Annotated in this window: 22 protein-coding genes; 15 read left to right on the plus strand and 7 right to left on the minus strand. The window is 63.8% G+C overall.

Annotation, left to right across the window (positions count from 1 at the left end; genetic code table 11):
• Positions 1–150: 150 nt before the first annotated feature.
• Together pyk and ACZYOF_RS20770 are read right to left on the minus strand one after the other, a co-directional pair.
• On the minus strand, positions 151–1,587 hold the full coding sequence (gene pyk / locus ACZYOF_RS20765) for a pyruvate kinase (RefSeq protein WP_130579700.1): 1,437 nt from the start codon (positions 1,585–1,587) through the stop codon (positions 151–153).
• Complete coding sequence (locus ACZYOF_RS20770) at positions 1,584–2,174, minus strand: DUF1036 domain-containing protein (RefSeq protein ID WP_165421175.1); 591 nt, start codon at positions 2,172–2,174, stop codon at positions 1,584–1,586. The genes pyk and ACZYOF_RS20770 overlap by 4 nt, the downstream gene beginning before the upstream one ends.
• Positions 2,175–2,371: 197 nt before the next feature.
• Between ACZYOF_RS20770 and ACZYOF_RS20775 the strand changes: the two genes are divergently transcribed.
• Positions 2,372–2,674 carry a DUF1244 domain-containing protein gene (locus ACZYOF_RS20775; RefSeq protein WP_130579701.1) on the plus strand — a complete coding sequence of 101 codons (303 nt, stop codon included), beginning with the start codon at positions 2,372–2,374 and terminating at the stop codon, positions 2,672–2,674.
• Positions 2,675–2,950: 276 nt separating this feature from the next.
• Complete coding sequence (locus ACZYOF_RS20780) at positions 2,951–3,220, plus strand: DUF2312 domain-containing protein (RefSeq protein ID WP_028163653.1); 270 nt, start codon at positions 2,951–2,953, stop codon at positions 3,218–3,220.
• Between the two features lie 225 nt (positions 3,221–3,445).
• On the opposite strand, the gene ACZYOF_RS20785 is transcribed toward ACZYOF_RS20780, so the two are convergent.
• From ACZYOF_RS20785 to ACZYOF_RS20795, 3 genes are all read right to left on the minus strand, one after another.
• Positions 3,446–5,059: a peptidoglycan L,D-endopeptidase MepK gene (locus ACZYOF_RS20785; protein WP_463716955.1), complete on the minus strand. Its 1,614-nt coding sequence runs from the start codon at positions 5,057–5,059 to the stop codon at positions 3,446–3,448.
• A gap of 261 nt (positions 5,060–5,320) precedes the next feature.
• Entirely contained in the window at positions 5,321–7,582 is a 2,262-nt protein-coding gene (locus ACZYOF_RS20790; protein WP_463716956.1) for a L,D-transpeptidase family protein, read from the minus strand.
• A gap of 417 nt (positions 7,583–7,999) precedes the next feature.
• Positions 8,000–9,496, minus strand: coding sequence for a sigma-54-dependent transcriptional regulator (locus ACZYOF_RS20795; RefSeq protein ID WP_282531120.1), 1,497 nt, complete (start codon positions 9,494–9,496; stop codon positions 8,000–8,002).
• Between the two features lie 136 nt (positions 9,497–9,632).
• On the opposite strand from ACZYOF_RS20795, the gene ACZYOF_RS20800 reads away from it, so the two are divergent.
• From ACZYOF_RS20800 to ACZYOF_RS20855, 12 genes are all read left to right on the plus strand, one after another.
• On the plus strand, positions 9,633–11,510 hold the full coding sequence (locus ACZYOF_RS20800) for a M3 family oligoendopeptidase (RefSeq protein WP_282531121.1): 1,878 nt from the start codon (positions 9,633–9,635) through the stop codon (positions 11,508–11,510).
• 150 nt (positions 11,511–11,660) lie between these two features.
• Positions 11,661–11,885, plus strand: coding sequence for an AbrB/MazE/SpoVT family DNA-binding domain-containing protein (locus ACZYOF_RS20805; RefSeq protein WP_282531122.1), 225 nt, complete (start codon positions 11,661–11,663; stop codon positions 11,883–11,885).
• 12 nt (positions 11,886–11,897) lie between these two features.
• Positions 11,898–12,293, plus strand: a complete 396-nt coding sequence (locus ACZYOF_RS20810) for a type II toxin-antitoxin system death-on-curing family toxin (protein ID WP_130579707.1) — start codon at positions 11,898–11,900, stop codon at positions 12,291–12,293.
• Positions 12,294–12,375: 82 nt separating this feature from the next.
• Entirely contained in the window at positions 12,376–12,528 is a 153-nt protein-coding gene (locus ACZYOF_RS20815; RefSeq protein ID WP_130579708.1) for an aa3-type cytochrome c oxidase subunit IV, read from the plus strand.
• 137 nt (positions 12,529–12,665) lie between these two features.
• On the plus strand, positions 12,666–13,793 hold the full coding sequence (locus tag ACZYOF_RS20820; RefSeq protein ID WP_463716957.1) for a Re/Si-specific NAD(P)(+) transhydrogenase subunit alpha: 1,128 nt from the start codon (positions 12,666–12,668) through the stop codon (positions 13,791–13,793).
• Positions 13,794–13,804: 11 nt separating this feature from the next.
• Positions 13,805–14,122: a proton-translocating transhydrogenase family protein gene (locus tag ACZYOF_RS20825; RefSeq protein WP_028166994.1), complete on the plus strand. Its 318-nt coding sequence runs from the start codon at positions 13,805–13,807 to the stop codon at positions 14,120–14,122.
• 145 nt (positions 14,123–14,267) lie between these two features.
• Positions 14,268–15,665 (plus strand): NAD(P)(+) transhydrogenase (Re/Si-specific) subunit beta, encoded by a 1,398-nt coding sequence (locus tag ACZYOF_RS20830; RefSeq protein ID WP_463716958.1) that lies wholly within the window; start codon positions 14,268–14,270, stop codon positions 15,663–15,665.
• A gap of 18 nt (positions 15,666–15,683) precedes the next feature.
• Positions 15,684–16,484 (plus strand): alpha/beta hydrolase, encoded by an 801-nt coding sequence (locus ACZYOF_RS20835; RefSeq protein ID WP_463716959.1) that lies wholly within the window; start codon positions 15,684–15,686, stop codon positions 16,482–16,484.
• Between the two features lie 97 nt (positions 16,485–16,581).
• A complete protein-coding gene (locus ACZYOF_RS20840; RefSeq protein WP_130584102.1) occupies positions 16,582–17,913 on the plus strand; it encodes a sodium:proton antiporter in 1,332 nt (443 codons plus the stop codon).
• Between the two features lie 42 nt (positions 17,914–17,955).
• Complete coding sequence (locus tag ACZYOF_RS20845) at positions 17,956–19,053, plus strand: calcium:cation antiporter (protein ID WP_130584103.1); 1,098 nt, start codon at positions 17,956–17,958, stop codon at positions 19,051–19,053.
• Between the two features lie 12 nt (positions 19,054–19,065).
• Positions 19,066–19,350 carry a cupin domain-containing protein gene (locus ACZYOF_RS20850; protein WP_282531128.1) on the plus strand — a complete coding sequence of 95 codons (285 nt, stop codon included), beginning with the start codon at positions 19,066–19,068 and terminating at the stop codon, positions 19,348–19,350.
• Positions 19,351–19,458: 108 nt separating this feature from the next.
• Positions 19,459–20,349: a hypothetical protein gene (locus tag ACZYOF_RS20855; RefSeq protein ID WP_282531129.1), complete on the plus strand. Its 891-nt coding sequence runs from the start codon at positions 19,459–19,461 to the stop codon at positions 20,347–20,349.
• A 115-nt stretch (positions 20,350–20,464) separates the two neighbouring features.
• On the opposite strand, the gene ACZYOF_RS20860 is transcribed toward ACZYOF_RS20855, so the two are convergent.
• Positions 20,465–21,079: a tetratricopeptide repeat protein gene (locus ACZYOF_RS20860; RefSeq protein ID WP_463716971.1), complete on the minus strand. Its 615-nt coding sequence runs from the start codon at positions 21,077–21,079 to the stop codon at positions 20,465–20,467.
• 199 nt (positions 21,080–21,278) lie between these two features.
• Entirely contained in the window at positions 21,279–21,578 is a 300-nt protein-coding gene (gene rpsU, locus ACZYOF_RS20865) for a 30S ribosomal protein S21 (RefSeq protein ID WP_027579707.1), read from the minus strand.
• Positions 21,579–21,843: 265 nt separating this feature from the next.
• Here rpsU and aqpZ point away from each other — a divergent pair, with 265 nt between their 5' ends.
• Complete coding sequence (aqpZ, locus tag ACZYOF_RS20870; RefSeq protein WP_463716960.1) at positions 21,844–22,566, plus strand: aquaporin Z; 723 nt, start codon at positions 21,844–21,846, stop codon at positions 22,564–22,566.
• Positions 22,567–22,576 lie beyond the last annotated feature (10 nt).

Consider the following 22,576-nt stretch of genomic DNA (forward strand, 5'->3'; position numbering starts at 1 on the left):
TTGGCCAGCGATCATCCGATCGCATCAAACAGGCCGGACATATGGATGCAAGCGATCCGATCACCTCAAAAGCTCTTGTGCCACGGGGGCCGTCCACATATGGGTCCCGGGTCAAGCCCGGGACGACGGCGGAGGTCTTGGTTGCGGGCGTCACTTCTCCGTGTCGCTTTGGGGCGCGACGGAGGCGATGCGGACCATGTTGGTGGTGCCGGGGATGCCGAGGGGGACGCCGGCGACGATGATCACGCGCTGGCCGGCGCGGGCAAAGCCATCCCTGAACGCGATGGAGTTGGCGCGGTCGACCATGTCGTCCTGGTCGCGCGCGTCCTCGGCGACGACACAATGCACGCCCCACACGACCGAGAGCTTGCGGCCCGTCGCCAGGTTCGGCGTGATCGCAACGACCGGCACCTTGGGCCGTTCGCGCGCGACGCGGATCGCGGTCGAGCCTGACGAGGTCCAGCAGATGATCGCCGAGAGGTCGAGCGTCTCGGCGATCTGGCGCGCGGCATCCGCGATCGCATCGCCCACCGTCTGCTCCGGCTCGGCGCGCTGCGCGGTGAGCACGCCGCGATAGGTCGGGTCGCGTTCCACTTCCTCGCCGATGCGGTTCATGGTGGTGACCGCTTCCACCGGATATTTGCCGGCGGCCGATTCCGCCGAGAGCATGATTGCATCCGCGCCTTCATAGACGGCGGTGGCGACGTCGGAGACCTCGGCGCGGGTCGGCACCGGCGCCTGGATCATCGATTCCAGCATCTGGGTTGCGACCACCACCGGCTTGCCGGCGCGGCGCGCCATCCGCGTCATCTGCTTCTGCAGGCTCGGCACGCGCTCCAGCGGCAGCTCGACGCCGAGATCGCCGCGCGCGACCATCAGCGCATCGGATGCCTCGATGATGTCGGCCAGCCGGTCGATCGCCTGCGGCTTCTCGATCTTCGCCATTACGGCGGCGCGGCCGCGGATCATCTTCTTGGCCTCGTGGACGTCCTCGGCGCGCTGCACGAAGGACAGTGCGATCCAGTCGATGCCCGTCGTCAGCGCGGCCTCGAGATCGGCGCGGTCCTTCGGCGTCATCGCCGACACCGGCAGGTCGGTGTCGGGCAGGCTGACGCCCTTGCGGTCCGACATCTTGCCGCCGATCACCACGCGCGTCACCGCGCGGTCGGGCGAGGTCTCTTCCGCAATCAGCCGCACCTTGCCGTCATCGAGCAATAGCGCGTGGCCGGGCCGCAGTGCCGCCAGGATCTCCGGATGCGGGAGGTTGACGCGGGTGCTGTCGCCCGGCGTCTTGTCGGAATCGAGCACGAAGCTCTGGCCGTTGTTGAGCTGCACTGAGCCCTCGGCAAAGGCGCCGAGCCGGAGCTTGGGCCCCTGCAGGTCGACCAGGATGCCGATCGGCCGGCCGTAGCTGGACTCGACATTGCGGATGGTCTTCACGAGGTCCCGCATCTTGTCATGTGGGGTGTGGCTCATGTTGATGCGAAAGAGGTCGGCGCCGGCCTCGAACAGCTTGCGGATCATTGCGCTGTCGGAGGAGGCGGGACCCAAGGTCGCGAGGATCTTGATCCGACGTAGTCTTCTCATTGCTTGCTTCCGGGCGGTGCGGCTGGAGGTAGACCAGACGCGCCTGGAGGCGTTCCGCCCGGTGGATTGGGCAGGCCTGGCACTGGGGGAGTCCCCGGTGCGACCCCGCCCGGCATTCCCGGCACCTTCTGCGCCGGCTGCTCGTTGGCTTCGGTCAGTTGTACGGTCCACGCCCGTTGCTCCCCGGTATCGACCTCGAAGAAGCCAGTGCGGTCATAGCCGCGCGCCAGGCAATTCTCGGTGCCGCGAATGGTGAACTCCTTGTCGCGCGAGCACATGAAGGCCTGGCCCGACCATTCGCCGCCGCGGTCATAGTCCAGCGCGTAGATGTAATAATAGCGCGCGACCAGATTGCCCCGCAGCAAGGTCTCGCAGGAGCGCGAGGAGATGTTCCACCAACCCTCGGTGGTCCAGCCCTCCGCGTCCTTGTAGCCGAGCGCGATGCCGACCCGGCTGGCGGTATTGTTGCAGAGCCGGAAATCGGCCGCCGCGGGGCTGGTCCACAGGCACGCCGCCACAAGCGCCAGCACGGGCAGAAGACCGGCAAGCAGACGAGGGGGGAGGGGAAGGGAATCCAGTACGATCATGAGGCGAAGCTACACCGAATCATTGACGATTTCGCGTGGCTCGGCGGCGCCTGTCAACGGAAGGCAGGCGGACTTCTGCCATCGAAAACCGCCGATCCCACCCGATTTCATGCTGTTTTGCGCAGCGATGTGGCAAAATCTGTGACGAATCCCACCTGATATCAATATGCTGGGAATCACAAACCGGGATGACGGCCATGACCATTGACGACAGGACCAGGACCGAGCTGGAAGCCGCCGTTTTCCGGCGCCTGGTCCAGCATCTGCAGGACCGCACCGACGTCCAGAATATCGACCTGATGAACCTCGCCGGATTCTGCCGGAACTGCCTCTCCAACTGGATGAAGGAAGAGGCCGACGCCAAGGGTGTCGCGATCAGCAAGGATGAGAGCCGCGAGGCCGTCTACGGCATGCCCTATGAGGAGTGGAAGGCAAAATACCAGGGCACGGCGACGCCGGAGCAACTGGCCGCGATGAAGAAGGCGCACCCCGGGCATTGAGGCGAGGCCTGTAGCCCGGATGGAGCGCAGCGCAATCCGGGGTCTTTGCCGCGCGCACACCAAGATTCCCGGATTACGCTGCGCTCCATCCGGGCTACGGGCCTGTACCGGGAATCACGGACTTCTCCCGCATCTCTTGTGGGCGCGCTGTGGATGAGCGCGACGTTTCCTTGACGGGAGGCGTCCCAAACTTGAGGGTCATTTCCGACACGCGATGCGTGAGGAGCGCATACCGCTCAGGACGCCTCAACACCAGTTCCATTTCAGGAGTACCCGATGGCCACCTCCGCTGCCGTCAAAGAAGAACCCGCGACCCGATTCGCAAAAGACCAGCTCAAGGCCATCATCGAGCGCATCGAGCGGCTGGAAGAAGAGAAAAAGGCGATCTCGGACGACATCCGCGACGTCTATGCCGAGAGCAAGGGCAACGGATACGACGTCAAAGCCCTGCGCACGATCGTGCGCCTGCGCAAGCAGGATCCGAACGAGCGCCAGGAACAGGAGACGATCATCGAGACCTACATGCAAGCGCTGGGGATGATCTGAGGCCTTAGCCGCGCAACTACACCCCTGTCGTCCCGGGCAAGCGAAGCGCGACCCCGGACACCGCCGTCATTGCGAGGAGCAACGCGACGAAGCAATCCATGTCTCCGCAGGTGGTGGCATGGATTGCTTCGCTTCGCTCGCAATGACGGAAAGGATTCCGTTTCGATGTCAGACAGCGGCGGATTCCCGCCTTCGCGGGGACGACACTGAATTTGCGGAGGCGAATCAGCGCAGTGCGGCGGTGCGGACGACGAAGGAGGTCGTCGGAAGAGTTGCGGTGGCGGAGCCGGTGAAGCTGTCGCAGCTCATGCCCATCATCGGATCGTTTGAGAAGGTCATGTTGATCGCGGCCTGCGGCTTGACGAAATGGGCGCGCATCATGGTCATGTCGGTATCGCCGAGCACGGTGGTCAGCATGGCGTTGCTCGCGCTCGGCGCCAGCATTACCACGCGCATCCAGAGATCGTTGCCCTTGGCGGCGGAGATGCGGGTCGAGGTCGAGATCACGCTGCCCTGACCTTGCGCGCCCTTGGCGACCACGGTGTTGATCTCGGTTGCGGCGGCGCCGGCATTGCGGCTCGGACGGACGCTGCGTGGGACCGGCGCGGAGGCGGCAACGACATTGCTACGGTCAACCGACGAGTTCGCCGGGGCATAGGCGAGCGCTTTGTTGAAATTCTCCGACACGCTGGCAGTGGCCTGCGGATCGGTGGCACCGACCGCCTCGCGTGCCTTGAGGGCTGCGATCTGCGCGGCGGTTGCCTGTTTCGCTGCCGGTAGATCGTCGCCCCAGAAGCCGCGGGCATTGATGATGTCGGCAGGCGTCTCAAGCTTCGGCTCGGACTTCTCGGCGGGCGCCGGCGCTGCCGGCTTGGCCTTTGCGACCGGGACGATCTGGGCGTCGGCTGCGGCGAGCTGGATCGTCGAGGCGAATTGCGGTTTTGCGCGCGGCATCGGCACGGGGTCGGCCGACTTGGAATCGGCAGATCTGGCGGAAGCCAGGACGGGCGCGGGCTTCTCGGCGGCAGCCGGCGTAGCTGCGCCCTCGTCGTCCTCGTCGCTGCCGGCGGCTGACTTGCCCGTGAACAGCGCGGTCAGGAAGCCGCCGATCTTGCCGCCGCCGGAGGAGGCACCATCGCCATTACCGCGCCGCTCGATGTCGGCCCGGGCAAGCTCATAGCCCTTCAACGGGTTGCCATCGGAGGGGACGTGGACGGTGCGGCCGTCCGGGAACACCCTCGCCAACTGGTCATGCGTCATGCGCGGCCAGTGGCGAATCGAGCCGGTGTCGAGGTGAACAAAAGGCGAGCCGGAGGTCGGATAGAAACCGACACCGCCACGCTGTAGGCGCAGGCCGGCATAGCGGATCTGCTCGAGCGGCACGCCGGGAATGTAGAAATCCATCGCATGCCCCAGCATGTGCTGGCTGAAGCGCGCCACCCCGGAGGAGCGGCGGCGGAGCATGGCGTTAGTAGCGGGAGAGCGGTAGGAGGAGATGATGTTGATCGGCTGCTTGCCGTCGACGTCGCGATAGACTTCCCAGAGGATGTCGAAGAGCCGACGATCCATCGTGGTCTCATCCTGGGTGCGCCAGTCGCGCAGGTAATGATTGAGCTTCTTCAGCGCGTCTTCGTCGTAGCGGCCGTCGCGCTTGAAGGTGATGGTGAGGTCTTCGTTCGAATGGGTGTGGTGGAAGGAGAGGGTGCGGGTCTCGTTCAAGGCGGTGGCGTCGTGAACCGATCCGGCGCCTGCAAGCAGCAATAGCGACGTCAGCCCGACCTGACATCCGGCTTTCGGGAACGACAGCAGTTTATAGTGGCGTGTGCGTACAGCCAACACCGATGAGCCCACCCAGTCGTCGAGCGTTCGACCTTTCTTTCGCAGACCCCGGCGAAAGGCGGTGAACGCATTCTTAAAGCGGGACGGTCAACCGAGATTTACCATCCCGTTTCCCAAGTTAGCTCTCACCTAAACTGTTGACTGTGGCGAAAAAGCGCCGCCACCCGCGCCAAATGAATAATGGTTAATGTAATTGATCCCGCCGGGCGGGCGGGATCATTGATTTTGCTCTGGAATCTGGCGCGTTCCGGGAGCGGTGGATTAACGGGTGAACACCCCGCGCGACTGTCCGCGCCCAATCGGAGCGGGCGGCACGGGCTGGCCGCCGCCGAACAGCCGCTCGAAGAAGTTCAGGCCGGAATTGGTGTTTTCGCTGGCGATGCTGACGCCGGGCGGCAGGCTGTTGCGGCTCGGGCGCGAATAGTTCGGCTGCGCATGCGCCACCACTGATTCGAGGTCCTTGCCGCGGTTGTTCTTGAGCAGCGCCAGCATGCCGGCGTCGCGGCCATAGACGTCCTTCCGGAATTGCAACTTGCCGGCATCGTCCACGAACGCGGTCTGGTAGGTGATGTTGACCGGGATCGGGGTCGGGAATTTCAGGTCGATCTCGCTCGAGCCATACATGCTGCGGATCCGCTCGGGCGTCCAACGCTCGTCCGTTGTCGTGATGTTGAGCAGCACGGAAGCGTACTGGTCCGGGTTCTGCACACGCATGCAGCCATGGCTGAAGGCGCGCTCTTCCCTGCCGAACAGGTTCTTGTCCGGCGTGTCGTGCTGATAGACCAGGAACTTGTTCGGGAAGTTGAAGCGGATGCGTCCGAGCGCGTTCGCTTCACCCGGTGGCTGCGAGATGTGAATCGAGCCGTCGCGGCCGTATTCGAGCCGCAGGCCCATCCGCTGCAGCACGGTCGGATCCTGCTGCAGGGCCGGCAGGTATTCGTTGTAGATGATCGACGGCGGCACGTTCCAGGTCGGGTTGACCGTGATGTACTTCATCGTCTCGGTCAGAAGCGGGGTGGCGTGCTGTCCCGGCTTGCCGGTCACGACGCGCGTGGTCCAGACCGGCGCACCGTTCTGCATCACCCGCAGCGTGTAGTCGGGGATGTTGAGGATGACATAGGCGTTGCCGAGGGAAGCCGCGCCAAGCTGGCGCGGCAGCCAGCGCCAGCGCTCCATGTTGACGATGACGGTGTCGATCTGCCTGTCGCGCTTCGGGCTGTTGATCGCCTTCACGGTGCGATCGTCGAGCACGCCGGTAGGCTTCAGCTCGACGCGCCGCTGGAATTTGCGCACGGCTTCGGCGACCTTGGCGTCGTAACGCGTGTCATCCGGATTCTCGTTGATGCCGAGCTTGGCGCGGAGCTGCGGTACGCGCGGATCTTCCGGCACATCCGCCGGCTGCTTTTTGGTGGCGGGCTTGTAGGCCAGCACCGGCCCCTCGGTGATCTCGATCGCCGGGCCATCGCCCTGGCCGCGCAACTCGGCGAGCTTGGCCTTGAGCTCGCGGTAGAGCTTGTGCGGCGGGTTGTAGCTGTCCAGCGCGGCGGAGGCGTCCTTCGCGCCGGTCACGTTGGCGAGGACTTCCGACGGATCGATCGGATGCTCGGGATAGAGGATGTCGGCCGAGACCTGCGACCAGTGCATCCGGCCGCTCTGCGCCTGACGCGCATAATCCAGCATGCTGGCGGTGAGCTTCAGCTCGGCTTCCGCCAGCGCGTCGGGCGAGGAGAAGGCCAAGGCAAACTCCGGCACCGGATAGTCTTCCGGGTTGAGGCCATCGGAGGCGGCGTCCTTGAGCCGCGCGATCACGCCCTTGCCGGTTGCGGTCAGCTTGCCGCCTTGCGTGAACACCGGCGCATAGTCGCGCGCGGAGTAGAACTTCTCGACCGCGGCGCGCTCGTTCTTGCGGTCAAAGGTGCGCAGCGTCTTGCTGGCCAGCGTCTCGCGAAGCTTGTCGGCAACCGGCTGATCTTCCCCCGGCACGTTGCTCGCAGCCTTGACCGGCTCTTTGGCGGGCTCGGCAGCAGGCGCGTTGGCGGTTGCCGGGGCAGGCGCCGTGACGGGCGCAGGAGCTGTGGCGGTCGCAGGAGCGGGCCCGGCTGAAGGCGTCACCGTGGCGGTGTCGTTCTTGACTGGCTCCTTCGCCGTGTCCTTGGGCGCGTCCTTCGCCACGTCGCTCGGCTTCGGTTCGGCGGCGGGCGCGGTGACGACATCGGCCGGCTTGGATTCGAGCTTGGGCTCAGCGGTTTTGGTGGCGGCGTCGGGTTCGCTCGGCGTGATGGCGTCCTTCGTCGCATCCGGCACCGAGGCGGTGGTGTCCAGCTTGATATCGGCCGCGGTCGGCGGCGGAACGTTGGCAGGCTCGGGACGCGGGATTGCGGCGTCGATCGCGAGTTCTGCGGCACTGGCGCGCGGCGCGTCCGACTGGGCCAGCGCTGAGGTCGCGGAGACCGTCAGGAACGTCGCGGCGACGGCCATCAGCACGCGGTCGAATCCGGTACGGCCTTTCGAACAGTCACGCATCGTCACACCCCCTGGGGCGAACTGCCCGGCATTGGAACAGTTCTCACATCATGGTCCTGGAGCCTGATGACGCTTCGTTAGAGCCGTCATCACGCTCGATTTGTTCGAGCATGACCTTCCCGGATCATGCCCTCAGATTGCGCGGAAGCGCCGGCCTCACTCGATCAAAACTGCTTCACGCCTGCACGCAACAAAATCAACGCAGACGATACATACGCCCCCTTCATGCAGCCAGCGCCATGCGGGGCAACTCACGACAAACTGACCTTGATTAACCACTTGCACTCGATCTTGCGCGATTTTTGCCACGCGGCACCCCGTTTGTCTGTCACCCCCAAGCCACGGTTCAATAGGTTCCGGACTGAGCATGCGAAGCCACGACCTAATGCCCGCTCTGGGGCATAAACGCCGATCGGCTCAATTGGTACCGCCGGCGCCGTCGGCGGAGTCATTTGCCGCGGCTTCGTCGATCTTGCGGTAGAGCGTCGAGCGGCCGATCTTCAGGCGCCGCGCGACCTCCGACATCTGCCCGCGATAATGCGAGATCGCGAAGCGGATGATCTCGTTCTCCATCTCTTCCAGTGGCCGCACGTCGCCGCTGCTGGTCAGCATCGAGAGGCTGCCCGCGGCAGGCAACGGAGCGATTGGTATATCATTACCCGATACCATCGCGGGCGCCGTCGACGGGGCGACGATCAGCGGCTCGCCATGCGTCGGGGCTGGGTCAGCAAGTGGATGCGCGGCGACCTGCGGAAAGTCGGCGAGGTCAAGCTGGTCGCCATCGCTCATGACCACGGCGCGATACACCGTGTTCTCGAGCTGGCGGATGTTGCCGGGCCAATCGAGCTGCGAAAGATGCGCCATCGCCTCGCCGCTGATGCCGGTGATGTTGCGGTTTTCCTCGGCGTTGAAGCGCGCGAGGAAATGCCGCAGCAGATGCGGGATGTCTTCGCGCCGCTGCCGCAGCGGAGGAATCGTCAGCGGCAAGACGTGCAGGCGGTAGAATAGGTCCTCGCGGAATTGGCCGGCTTTCACCAGTTCGAGCAATCTGCGATTGGTGGCGGAGATGATGCGGACGTCGACCTTCACCGGCTTGCGGCCGCCGACGGCTTCCACCGTGCCCTCCTGCAGCGCACGCAAGAGCTTCACCTGCGCGGTCAGCGGCAGTTCGCCGACCTCGTCGAGGAAGAGTGTGCCGCCATGGGCTTCCACGAACTTGCCCATGTGGCGTTCGGTGGCGCCGGTGAACGCGCCCTTCTCATGGCCGAACAGGATCGACTCCACGAGATTGTCGGGGATCGCACCGCAGTTCACCGCGACGAACGGCTTCGATTTGCGCTCGCTGCTGCCGTGGATGGCGCGGGCGAACAATTCCTTGCCGACGCCGGATTCGCCTTCGATCAATACCGGAATGGCTGATGAGGCGGCCTTCTGCGCGGTGCGCAGCACGCTTGTCATCGCTTCGCTGCGGGTGATGATGTCGGTGAACGTGAGCCGCCCCTCGCGGCTGTGGCGGATGCGCTGCAATTCACCCTTGAGTGCAGAAGTGTTCAGCGCGTTGCGCAAGGATACCTGCAGCCGCTCGAAGCCGACCGGCTTGACGACGAAATCCTGGGCGCCGGCGCGCATCGCCGAGACCACGTTGTCGATGCCGCCATGTGCGGTCTGCACGATGACGGGGACGTTCAAACCAGCGTCACGAATCTTTGCGAGCACGCCCAAGCCGTCGAGGCCGGGCATCACGAGGTCGAGCACGACCGCATCGATGGTCTGGTTTTCCTGGGCGGTGAGTGCGGCGATGGCATCGTCGCCGCTGTCGACTACGAGGGGCTGGTAGCCGCATTTTTGCACCATGTTTTCAACCAGACGGCGCTGTACTGCGTCATCATCGGCAATCAAAATGGTGGCAACCATGGTTTTCCCCGCGCGTTACGCTTATCTGTCTCGAATCGGGGCACTCTCGCCGAAGCCGATTAACGCCCTCTTAAACGTTGCCCATCCCCGCACATTTCGCCGCCGCATCTCCGATTGAACACAGGTTACCAGCAAGATGACCTCGCGCTCCTCCGCTCTCCGCAAACCAACGCAACGCAAGCCGGCCAATGCCAAATCCGCCGCAAACAAGTCCGCCGCGAAGAAGACCGCGGGAAAGACCGGCAAATTGCCGGAATGGAATCTCGTCGATCTCTATTCCGGCATCGACGCACCGGAAGTCGCGCGCGACCTTGCGAAGATGGATGCAGATTGCGTCGCGTTTGAGACCGACCACAGGGGCAAGCTCGCGGAACATACGGCGCGGGAAGATGGCGGAAAGTGGCTCGCGGAAGCCGTGCGACGCTATGAAGCGATCGACGATCTCGCCGGCCGGCTCGGCTCCTTTGCCGGCCTGGTGCATGCCGGCGACAGCGTCGATCCCGCGATCACGAAATTTTACGGCGATGTTTCAGAGCGCCTGACGGCTGCCTCGACGCATCTTCTGTTCTTCGCGCTCGAGCTCAACCGCATTGACGATGATGTGATCGAGCGCGCGATGCAGGCGGAAGACCTCGCATATTACCGGCCCTGGATCGAGGATCTGCGCAAGGAGAAGCCGTATCAACTCGAGGATCGCATCGAGCAGCTTTTCCACGAGAAGTCGCAGAGCGGCTATGCCGCCTGGAACCGGCTGTTCGACCAGACCATCGCCGGCCTGCGCTTCAAGGTCGGCGCCAAGGAACTCGCGATCGAGCCGACGCTCAATTTCCTGCAGGACCGCGATGGCGTAAAGCGCAAGGCGGCGGCGGAGGCGCTGGCGAAAACCTTCAAGGCCAATGAGCGCACCTTCGCGCTTGTCACCAACACGCTCGCCAAGGACAAGGAGATTTCCGACCGTTGGCGCGGCTTCCAGGATGTCGCCGATTCCCGCCATCTCAACAACCGCGTCGAGCGCGAGGTCGTGGATGCGCTGGTCGCGTCCGTGCGCGCCGCCTATCCGAAACTGTCGCATCGCTACTACCGGCTGAAGGCGGGCTGGTTCAAAAAGAAGAAGCTGCCGCATTGGGACCGCAACGCGCCATTGCCCTTTGCCGCGACCGGCACGATCGCCTGGCCCGAGGCGCGCAACATGGTGCTGTCGGCCTATCGCGGTTTTTCCACCGACATGGCCGCGATCGCCGAGCGCTTCTTCACCGACCGCTGGATCGATGCGCCGGTCAGGCCGGGCAAGGCGCCCGGCGCCTTCTCGCATCCGACCACGCCGTCAGCGCACCCTTACGTGCTGATGAACTATCAGGGCAAGCCGCGCGACGTGATGACGCTCGCGCATGAGCTCGGCCATGGCGTGCACCAGGTGCTGGCGGCAAAGAACGGCGCCCTGATGGCGCCGACGCCGCTGACGCTTGCGGAGACCGCGAGCGTGTTCGGGGAGATGCTGACCTTCAAGCGCCTTTTGACCGAGACCAAGAGCGCCAAGCAGCGTCAGGCGCTGCTCGCCGGCAAGGTCGAGGACATGATCAACACCGTGGTGCGGCAGATCGCGTTCTATTCGTTCGAGCGCGCGGTGCACACCGAGCGCAAGAACGGCGAATTGACTGCCGAGCGGATCGGCCAGATCTGGCTTTCCGTGCAGAACGAGAGCCTAGGGCCGGCGATCGAAATCAAGCCCGGTTATGAGAATTTCTGGATGTACATCCCGCATTTCATCCATTCGCCGTTCTACGTCTACGCCTATGCGTTCGGCGACTGCCTGGTGAATTCGCTCTATGCGGTCTACGAGCACGCCTCCGACGGCTTTGCGGAACGCTATCTCGACATGCTCGCAGCCGGCGGAACCAAGCATTATTCGGAACTGCTCAAGCCATTCGGCCTCGACGCCAAGGACCCCAAGTTCTGGGACGGCGGGCTGTCGGTGATCTCGGGCATGATCGACGAACTCGAAGCGATGGGCTGAAGGGCCAGGGCGTAAAACATCTGTTGAACGAGGTTTTAGAGCGCGTTATACTGATGTATAACGTGCATTGAGGTATGAAAATTATGTTGTTTTTTGAAGCTCTTACAAGAAATCGGCGCGACTGTGCGCAACTCGAAAGGCAAATTTCTGATGAAAATCGAGATCAAAAAGATCGGGAATTCCGATGGCCTGCTGCTTCCTCGCGAGCTGATGCAGCGGCTCGACCTGAAGCGCGGTCAGCAACTGCATGTCACCGAGCTTCCGGGAGGCGGCTTCCAGGCGCTTCCCTACGATCCGGATTTTGAACGGACGATGGAAGTCGCAGATGAGGTCATGGACAAGTATCGCGATACGCTGGCGGCGCTTGCGAAGTAGTGGAAATTCCAAATGAGCGAGCCGAAAGAGCCGCTTTGGATCACCTACGAGCAAGCCATCGCCATCCATGCCCGCCAGCTCCGCCGCTTCGGCGGAGCTCCCGGCTTGCGCGATGAGGGCATGCTACGATCGGCGCTGGAGCGGCCGGTCAACAAATGGAGCTATGAGCAGGCTTCCCTGGCTGAGCTCGCCGCGGCCTATGCGTTTGGCCTCGCCAAGAACCACGCCTTTGTCGATGGGAACAAGCGGATCGCCTTCATGGCGATGATGACGTTTCTGATCAAGAATGGCGTCAACTTCAGTCCTGATCCGGCGCACGCAACATCGATCATCCTCTCACTCGCGGCCGGCGAGGTCAGCGAGGAAAGCCTCAGCCGCTGGATTCGGGATAATTGGCCTTCCGAATGAGGCGATAGGCAGGGTGGCGTTGCCCTGCCATCCGGTTTGCGGTATTGGCACGGCATAAATAGACGTTTGACTGGGGACACCGATGGCAAACCATAGCGAAGTGGCTTACACCACCGCCGACGGCAACGACTATATCGAGCATGAGCGGACCTATGAAGGCTTCATCATGCTGGTCAAGTACGGCACCGCGACGGTCGCCCTCATTCTCATCCTGATGGCCTTCTTCCTGGTCTGATCTCTCGCCGGCCGCGCCGCCAATGCCGGCGGTGCTCAAAAAAATTGCATTCAAACCGGTCCCAAAACCGGTATCCAACGTTGCGGGAGTAACGCTAAGTTTGCTTGCGTGCGCTGTCCCGCGCCGCCGGAGGCCTTATGAAGATTGCCGTTGCCAAGGAAATCGACCCGTCCGAACCGCGGGTCGCCGCGTCCCCTGACACTATCAAGAAACTCAAGGCGCTCGGCGCCGAGGTCGCGGTCGAGCCGGGCGCGGGCATCAAGTCGGGCCTGCCGGATTCGGAATTCACCGCCGTGGGCGCCACGGTGAACGCGGATGCGGTGAAGGATGCCGACATCGTCATCAAGGTGAAGCGGCCGGAGGCGTCCGAACTCTCGAAATACAAGCGCGGCGCGCTCGTCATCGCCATTATGGACCCCTACGGCAATGACGCCGCGCTGAAGGCGATGGCGGATGCCGGCATTTCGGCCTTTGCGATGGAGTTGATGCCGCGCATCACCCGCGCGCAGGTGATGGACGTTTTGTCGTCGCAGGCGAACCTCGCCGGCTATCGCGCGGTGATCGAGGGCGCCGAAGCCTTCGGCCGCGCCTTTCCGATGATGATGACCGCGGCCGGCACGATCCCCGCCGCGAAAGTGTTCGTGATGGGCGTCGGCGTCGCCGGCCTGCAGGCGATCGCGACCGCGCGCCGGTTAGGGGCCATCGTCACCGCGACCGACGTGCGTCCGGCGACCAAGGAGCAGGTGGAGAGCCTCGGCGCCAAATTCCTCGCCGTCGAGGACGAGGAGTTCAAGAACGCACAGACCGCGGGCGGCTACGCCAAGGAAATGTCCAAGGAGTACCAGGCCAAGCAGGCCGCGCTCACCGCCGAGCACATCAAGAAGCAGGACGTCGTGATCACGACGGCGCTGATCCCCGGCCGCCCGGCGCCCATGCTCGTCTCCGCGGACATGGTCAAATCGATGCGGCCGGGCTCAGTGCTGGTCGATCTCGCCGTCGAACGCGGCGGCAATGTCGAGGGCGCGAAGGCCGGCGAGGTCGTCGACGTCGATGGCATCAAGATCGTCGGCTATACCAACGTCGCCGGCCGCCTCGCGGCCTCCGCCTCGGGCCTCTATGCCCGCAACCTGCTGGCCTTCATCGAGACGCTGGTCGATAAGGCGAACAAGGCGCTTGCCGTCAATTGGGATGACGAACTGGTGAAATCCACCGCGCTGACCAAGGACGGCGCCGTCATCCATCCGAACTTCCAGCCGAAAGCTTAAGGAGAGAAGCCATGGAGCATATCGCGCAGGCCGTCGATCCCTTCGTATTCCGGCTTTCCATTTTCGTGCTGGCCGTGTTCGTCGGCTATTTCGTGGTGTGGTCGGTGACCCCGGCGCTGCATACGCCGCTGATGAGCGTCACCAACGCGATCTCCTCGGTGATCGTGGTCGGCGCGCTGCTCGCGGTCGGCGTCGGCATGATCTCGAGCGGCTCGGGCTGGGCGCGTGGCTTCGGCTTCGTGGCGCTGATCTTCGCCTGCGTGAACATCTTCGGCGGCTTCCTTGTCACCCAGCGCATGCTGGCGATGTACAAGAAGAAGTCCAAGTAAGCGGCCATGGGACATTTCCAACAGATATCGTCATGCCCCGCGCAGGCGGGGCATCCAGTACGCCGTGACGTTTCGTCGGAACACGACGATTTCGGATTACTGGATCATCCGCCTTCGCGGATGATGACAGGACGGGGGACCTGAGATGAACGCCAATCTCTCTGCATTATTGTATCTCGTGGCGGGTGTGCTGTTCATCCTGTCGCTGAGGGGGCTGTCGAGCCCCGCCACCTCGCGGCAGGGCAACCTGTTCGGCATGATCGGCATGGCGATCGCGATTCTGACCACGCTCGCGAGCCATCCGCCGGCCGACGGCGTCGCCTGGCTGCTGGTCGTGCTTGGTGTCGCCATTGGCGCCACGATCGGCGCCGTGATCGCGCGGCGGGTGCCGATGACCTCGATGCCCGAACTGGTCGCCGCGTTCCACTCGCTGGTCGGCATGGCCGCGGTGCTGGTCGCCGCCGGCGCGTTCTATGCGCCCGAGGCCTTTGACATCGGCACGCCCGGCAATATCCACACCCAGAGCCTGATCGAGATGTCGCTCGGCGTCGCCATCGGCGCGCTGACCTTCACCGGCTCGGTGATCGCATTCCTGAAACTGTCGGCGCGGATGAGCGGCGCGCCGATCATCCTGCCGTTCCGTCACCTCATCAACGTCGCGCTCGCCCTGGCGCTGGTGTTCTTCATCGTCGGCCTCGTGCTGTCGGGCAGCGCGCTCGACTTCTGGCTGATCACCATCATTGCGCTGGCGCTCGGCGTGCTCATGATCATCCCGATCGGCGGCGCCGACATGCCAGTCGTGATCTCGATGCTGAACTCCTATTCCGGCTGGGCCGCGGCCGGCATTGGTTTCACGCTCGGCAATTCGGCGCTGATCATCACCGGCGCGCTGGTCGGCTCCTCCGGCGCGATCCTGTCCTACATCATGTGCCACGCGATGAACCGGTCCTTCATCTCGGTCATCCTCGGCGGCTTCGGCGGTGAGACCGCGGCGGCGGCCGGCGCGACCGGCGAGCAGAAGCCGGCCAAGCTCGGCTCGGCTGATGATGCCGCCTTCATCATGAAGAATGCCTCGAAGGTCATCATCGTGCCCGGCTATGGCATGGCGGTGGCGCAGGCCCAGCACGCTTTGCGCGAGATGGCCGACATCCTGAAGAAAGAAGGCGTCGAGGTGAAGTATGCGATCCACCCGGTCGCGGGCCGCATGCCCGGCCACATGAACGTGCTGCTGGCGGAAGCCAACGTGCCCTATGACGAGGTGTTCGAACTGGAGGACATCAACTCCGAATTCGCCCAGGCTGACGTCGCCTTCGTGATCGGCGCCAACGACGTCACCAACCCGGCGGCGGAAGAGGACAAGACCTCACCGATCTACGGCATGCCGGTGCTGCAAGTCTGGAAGGCCGGGACGGTGATGTTCATCAAGCGCTCGCTGGCCTCGGGCTATGCCGGCATCGACAATCCGCTGTTCTATCGCGACAACACCATGATGCTGCTCGGCGATGCCAAGAAGGTGACCGAGAGCATCGTCAAGGCGATGTGAGGCCGCTTGCGGGCAGCGATGCTCGTCCTGAAATGGCTCCTGATCGTCGCTGCAGTCGGTTATCTCGGCGCGCTCGCGCTGCTGTTCGTCAAGCAGCGCGCGATGCTGTTTCCGATTCCGACGCGGGAGCGAACCTCACCGGAAGCAGCCGGCTTTCCTGAAGCCGAGGAACATGTGCTCACCACCGGCGATGGCGAAAGGGTCATCGTCTGGCACGTGCCGGCAAAGCCCGGCCAGCCCGTGATCCTGTACTTTCCCGGCAATGGCGATTTTCTCGCAGGGCGAGTCAGCCATTTCCGCGCCATGACGTCTGACGGTACCGGCCTGGTCGCGCTCTCCTACCGCGGCTATGCCGGCTCGAGCGGATATCCGAGCGAGCGCGGCATTCTGCTGGATGCTGCTGCTGCTTACGCCTTCACCACGGCGCGCTACGCCGCGGACCGAATCGTGGTCTGGGGATTTTCGCTCGGTACCGGCGTTGCGGTCGCACTGGCTGCGGAACAGCCGATCGGCAAGTTGATCCTGGAGGCGCCCTATACCTCGACGGTCGACATTGCCGGTGCGGCATTCCCGCTCGTGCCGGTGCGCTGGTTGATGCGCGATCAGTTCCGCTCCGACGAGCGCATTGCGCGCGTCAATGCGCCGCTGCTTGTCATGCACGGCACCGACGATGCCGTGATACCGATCATGTTCGGAGAGCGTCTGTTCACGCTGGCGCATGAGCCAAAGCGGTTCGTTCGATTGGCTGGCGGCGGCCACGACAATCTCGACTACTATGGCGCAATCGAAACGGCGCGGCAGTTCATTGGCGGTTTGTAGGTGTGGAATTAAGAAATGGCATGGTGTGCTCGTCCTATCGGCGTTGGTGCTGCTGCCGGGGCAGGCGCGCGCCGCGGCGGCGCTCGACGGCGCGGCGATGACCTGGCCATTTGCCCTTCCGTTCGCCGGCCTGCTGCTGTCGATCGCGCTTGGGCCGCTGCTGTTCCCGAAATTCTGGCATCACCATTACGGCAAGATCGCCGCCGCCTGGTCGGCGCTGACGCTCGCTTCGCTCGCCTGGGTCGCCGGAGGCGCAGCCATGCTAGAGAGCTTCGTGCATGCGATGCTCGGCGAATATCTGAGCTTCATCGTGCTGCTGTTCGCGCTCTATACCGTTGCCGGCGGGATCCTGGTGACCGGCGACATGAGGGGCACGCCTTGGACCAATACGTCGGTTCTTGCATTGGGTACGATGATGGCGAGCGTCGTCGGCACCACCGGTGCCGCCATGATCCTGATCCGCCCGCTGATCCGCGCCAACCTGCCGCGGCCCCATAACGCGCATGTCATCGTGTTCTTCATCATTCTCGTTGCCAATGTCGGCGGCGCGCTCAGTCCGCTCGGGGACCCGCCGCTGTTCGTCGGATTCCTGCACGGCGTCGAGTTCTTCTGGACCACGAGGAACATCTGGCCGCAGACCGCGGTCGTGGCCGGCATCTTGCTGCTGATCTTTGTCGTGCTCGATCTCTGGCTTTTCCGCAAAGAACCGGCTGCGCCGCCAGGCGGAGCGGCGCCGATCCGGGTTCACGGCCTGATGAATCTGCCACTGATCGCCGCAATCATTGCCAGCATCCTGATGTCGGCGACCTGGCGGCCGGGAATTGCCTTCGACGTTCTCGGCACAAGGCTGGAGCTGCAGAACCTGGTGCGCGACGGCCTTCTGGTCGTGATCGCGCTGCTTTCACTGTGGCTCACCCCGGACGAACATCGCGAGGCGAACGGCTTCAACTGGGAGCCGATCCGGGAGGTCGCCAAGCTGTTTGCCGGTATCTTCGCCGCGATCATCCCGGTGCTGGCGATGCTGCATGCAGGGCACGACGGGTCCTTTGCCTGGCTATTGTCCGCCGTCACCGAGCCCAACGGTGCTCCGCGGGAGGTTCCCTATTTCTGGTTCACCGGGCTGATGTCGGCGTTCCTCGACAATGCTCCGACCTACCTCCTGTTCTTCGAACTCGCCGGCGGTGATCCGCAGCGGTTAATGGGGGAATTGTCGGGGACGCTGGCTGCGATCTCCATGGGCGCCGTCTACATGGGGGCGCTCACCTATATCGGAAACGCACCGAACTTCATGGTGGCGGCGATCGCGAACGAGCGCGGCGTCAAAATGCCGAGCTTCTTTGGCTATCTTTTGTTTGCGGGCGGAGTGTTGATACCACTGTTCCTGCTTCTCACCCTTCTGCCGATCGCCCCTGTTCTCAGCGTTCACTGAGTGCCGTATGTTGGAGCTCCTCGAGCAGTGGAGGGGGAGTTCATGAGCGCACACGGTCCGATGCCGCATACGGCATGGATTTTCCCGGCGCTGGCGATGGCACTGTTCGCTGCGGCGACAGCCGTCGGATGGGTGTTCAGCCCATCTCCTAGCGGATGGCTCCTCGCCGCGATCCTGCTGGCCATCCTGTTCGGCACGGTGTTCGCGGCAGTCCATCATGCCGAGGTGATCGCCGAAGAGGTCGGCGAGCCTTTCGGCACCTTGGTGCTGACGCTAGCGGTGACGATCATTGAAGTGGCGCTGATCACCACGATCATGCTGGGCGACAAGCCGCAGCCGGCCCTGGCCCGTGACACCGTGTTTGCAGTCGTGATGATCGTCTGCAACGGCCTGGTCGGGCTTTGCATCTTCATCGGCGGGTTGCATTATCGAGAGCAGGATTTCCAGGTTTCCGGTGCCAACCTTTATCTCAGCGTGTTGTTCGTGTTGGCGACGATAACGCTGGTCATGCCGAATTATACGTTGGCGACGCCCGGGCCGGTCTATTCGGCCACGCAACTGGGCTTTGTCGACGTGGTCACGCTCGCGTTGTACGGCGTCTTTCTCTACATCCAGACCATGCGGCACCGCGATTACTTCGTCGTCGAGTCCGCAAATGATGCCGAGGCGCCGAAGAAGTCATCGGGCGCAGTGCTGGCGCTCAGTGTTCCGTTGCTCCTGGTTTCCCTTCTGGCCGTCGTGCTGCTGTCAAAGAAATTCTCGCTCGTCATCGATGCCACCGCGGCGATGATCGGTGCGCCGGCAGCCTTCGCGGGCCTGGTGGTCGCGCTTCTCATCCTCATGCCGGAGGCCGTCGCCGCGGCTTCGGCCGCCCGCAATAATGATTTGCAGAAGAGCATCAATCTTGCGCTGGGTTCATCGCTTGCCACGATCGGGTTGACGATCCCGGCGGTCGGCATTGCCACCTACCTGCTGGACAAAGAACTTGTACTCGGGCTCAGCGCCCAGAGCACGGTGCTGCTGTTCCTGACCTTCCTCTTGAGCATGCTGACCTTCGGCACCGGCCGCACCAACATCCTGTTCGGCTTGGTGCATCTGGTGGTATTTGCCGTATTCTTGTTCCTGGAATTCGTGCCATAGGAGACGATGACGATGCTTGCCGCCAAATCCGACGTCCAGGTCGACACCCCCGAGGTCCGCGTCACGGAGTGGCGGCTGGCGCCGGGCAGTGCGACCGGGCGTCATACCCATGAGATGGACTATGTGATCGTGCCCGTGACCGCGGGCGAGATGACCATCGTGGCGCCCAGTGGCGAGCGGTCGAAGGCCCAGCTCGGCGCCGGCAAGTCGTATTTCCGAAAGGCGGGGGTGGAGCACGATGTGCTTAACGAGACCTCTACGGAGATCGTCTTCCTCGAGATTGAACTCAAGCCGTAAGCATCCGTGATCGCCGGAACCGGCCGGTTGCCATTGATCCGTCGCAGTTGATCCCTCAATGTGCCTCAAAGTTCCCGCATCTAACGGCGCGGCGGGGAGTGGTTGGCAATGCTGAAATACCTGACGAAATTTGTCGTCGATATCTTACCCTCGGTGGCTGCGACGGTCATCGGGGCCTACATCGTTAACCACTACATCGTAGCCAAGCCGGATGCGCCGGCCGCCGCCGCTGTTTCGACCGCTCAGCCGAAGGCGGCTGTTGTGAGCAAGCCGGTCGAAAAGGCCGCCGAGGTCTCCAATCTCCCCGAAGCTGGCGTGAAGGCCAAGGGCATGTCGGAGCGCACATTGATGGAGCGCACGGCGTCCGAGAAGGCTACGGTGACCGAGAGGCCGGCCGAGAAGGCGACCGAGAGCAAACCCGCCGAAGCGCCCGCCGAGACCGCAAGCATTCCGCCCGCCGAGCTCCGTCGCCATCAGCCCGCACCGCGCGAACGCGAAAAGGCCGTCGCCAAGGTGACGCCCGCGCCGGCGCAGCAGCCTGCTACCGTGCCCGCCGCTACGCCCGCCTCGCCGCCAGCCGAAGCTGCGGCTGTATCGGACGAGCATCGTGACGCCAACGACCTCGCGCGCGCCGCGATCGAGCGGTTGCGCGGCACCGCCGAGGGCGGCTCTCGTGCGCCGGAGACGGCGCGTGCACCTGAAGCGCCTCGCGTCGCGACCGCACCGTCAGTGGTGCGGCCGTTGCCGCCACCGATCATGGTCTCGACGCCGCCGAGCGAGACCTTCGGCCAGACCTCCCAGCCGCGTCCGCCTTATGCCGCAAGCGCGGCTGACGATCCGAACCGTCCGACGCCGCCGGCCGACATTCCGACCTCGCGTCCGCCGCTGGATCTACGCGCCGACGCGGCAGCGGCGGAGCCGGCCAAGGAGCGCCCGACGATCGGCGACGATATGCTGTCGGCTGCGAAGTCGGTATTCCACGCGGTCCTGCCGAAATAGCTGAATTTGATCGCTTGCCTGTAGCCCGGATGGAGCGCAGCGCAATCCGGGATCACGCCGTGTGGCCAGTTGAGCCCCGGATTGCGCTGCGCTCCATCCGGGCTACGACTCGAAACTAACCGCCCGTGCGCGCGAGGCCGCTGCGCGCGGCGTCGTCCCTGGGCCGCAATGCTACCGCCCGGCTGTATGAAGCTGCTGCCTTGCTCTTGTCGCCGAGCCGCTCATAGGCCTCGCCGCGCACCGTCCAGGCCTGGGCGCTGTTCGGATCGGCCTGCACCGCTTCGTCAAGATCGGCGGTCGCTTCCTTGGCCTTGTTGAGGGCGAGATAGCTGTTGGCGCGCGCCAGCAACGGCTCGACGCGCTGCGGCGCCAGGCCGCTGGCCGCGCTGAAATCCTCGATCGCCTGCTGGTGCTGGTTCTGGCCCTGATAGATCAGGCCGCGGCCATAGAGCGCCTGCGTATTGTAGGGATCGAGCGCGAGCGCCTGTTCGAATTCGGCGAGCGCCTGTTCGGTCTTGAAGGATCGCGCGAAGTCCTGGCCCCGCGTCGCGTGCTCCTTGGAGTCGCTGACATTCTGGGTACTGACGCTGCCGGTTGGCTTTTCGGTGGCGGCCTGCTTGGGTTTGTCGTTGCCGGCCCCCCATGATCCCAGATCGAACGAGCAGCCGCCCAAGAGAACGCCAAGGGGGACGCCAAGTAAGACGGCAAGCAGGATCGCCGGCCGCCCCATCAGGCGCGGGACAGTCAAAGCTCCAGAGCGGGGGCGGGATGCCGGAAACACCATCAACGGAACTGCTCGCGTAATGGAAATGCTCGCGTCTGCAATTCCGTATTGGTAGCCGGCCGCGGTGCAAAATGCACCGGTCAAAACGCAAAACGCGGACCCCTCAGGCCCGCGTTCTCATTTCCAACCTTGTATAAAGGTGCGATCAGCGCGGACCGCGTCCAGCGCCCGGGCCGCCACGTCCACCAGCGCCGCGATCACCACCCGCGCCGGCGCCGAACACCGGCTTCGGCTTCATCGGCAACAGGCCTTCGCGCTGCAGCTTCTTGCGCGCCAACTTGCGGGCGCGGCGCACGGCTTCGGCCTTCTCGCGGGCCTTCTTCTCGGAAGGCTTCTCATAGTGGCCGCGGAGCTTCATCTCGCGGAAAATGCCCTCGCGCTGCATCTTCTTCTTGAGCGCCTTCAGGGCTTGATCGACATTGTTATCGCGGACGAGAACCTGCACGCGGCATCCTCTTTTCGATTGGTCGGTTCGGAAATCTGGAAAAGCCAAGGTCGGCAAAAAGGCCAGACTTTCAGCCTAGGGGCGCGCATGTAGCAGACAAAATCGCAAATGTCCACCAGTGAAGCAGCGGCAAGGGCCAAGTAAAGCCACGAAATAGGGCAGAATTGCCACTTAGCGGCCCTGATTGGGGTGATTCGACGCCAAATGCTTGGCCGCTACCGCAGCTTTTGCCCGCTCCGGGAAACAAAATAACAGGAGAACTGGTATGGACACACAAAAATATGCCGCCGAGGCGATCGGGACGTTCTGGCTCACATTTACGGGATGCGGCAGCGCCGTGATCGCCGCTGGCTTTCCGCAAGTCGGAATTGGCCTGGTCGGTGTGTCACTGGCGTTCGGATTGAGCGTCGTCACCATGGCCTATGCGATCGGCCATGTGTCCGGCTGCCATCTCAATCCGGCCGTCACCGTCGGCCTTGCCGCCGGCGGACGTTTTCCCGTTGGCCAGATCCTGCCCTATGTGATCGCGCAGGTGATCGGTGCGATCGTCGCCGCGGGAGTGCTCTATCTGATCGCGAGCTGTGCGCCCGGCTTCGACCTCGCCAAGGGCTTTGCCTCCAACGGCTATGACGCGCATTCGCCCGGGCAGTACAGCCTGTTGTCCGGCTTCATCACCGAGGTGGTGATGACGATGATGTTCCTGTTCATCATCATGGGTGCGACCCATGGCAGGGCGCCTGCGGGCTTTGCGCCGCTCGCGATCGGGCTCGCACTGACGCTGATCCATCTCGTGAGCATTCCCGTCACCAACACCTCGGTGAATCCGGCGCGCAGCACCGGGCCGGCATTGTTCGTCGGCGGCTGGGCGCTGGCGCAGCTCTGGCTGTTCTGGGTGGCGCCGTTGATCGGCGGCGCGCTCGGCGGGGTGCTCTATCGCTGGCTCAGCGAAGAGCCGACCGGCGTCGTCGAAGGCGTACGACAGGCTTGATCAATTTCTG

The sequence above is a fragment of the Bradyrhizobium sp. LeoA1Lang genome (assembly GCF_055413685.1).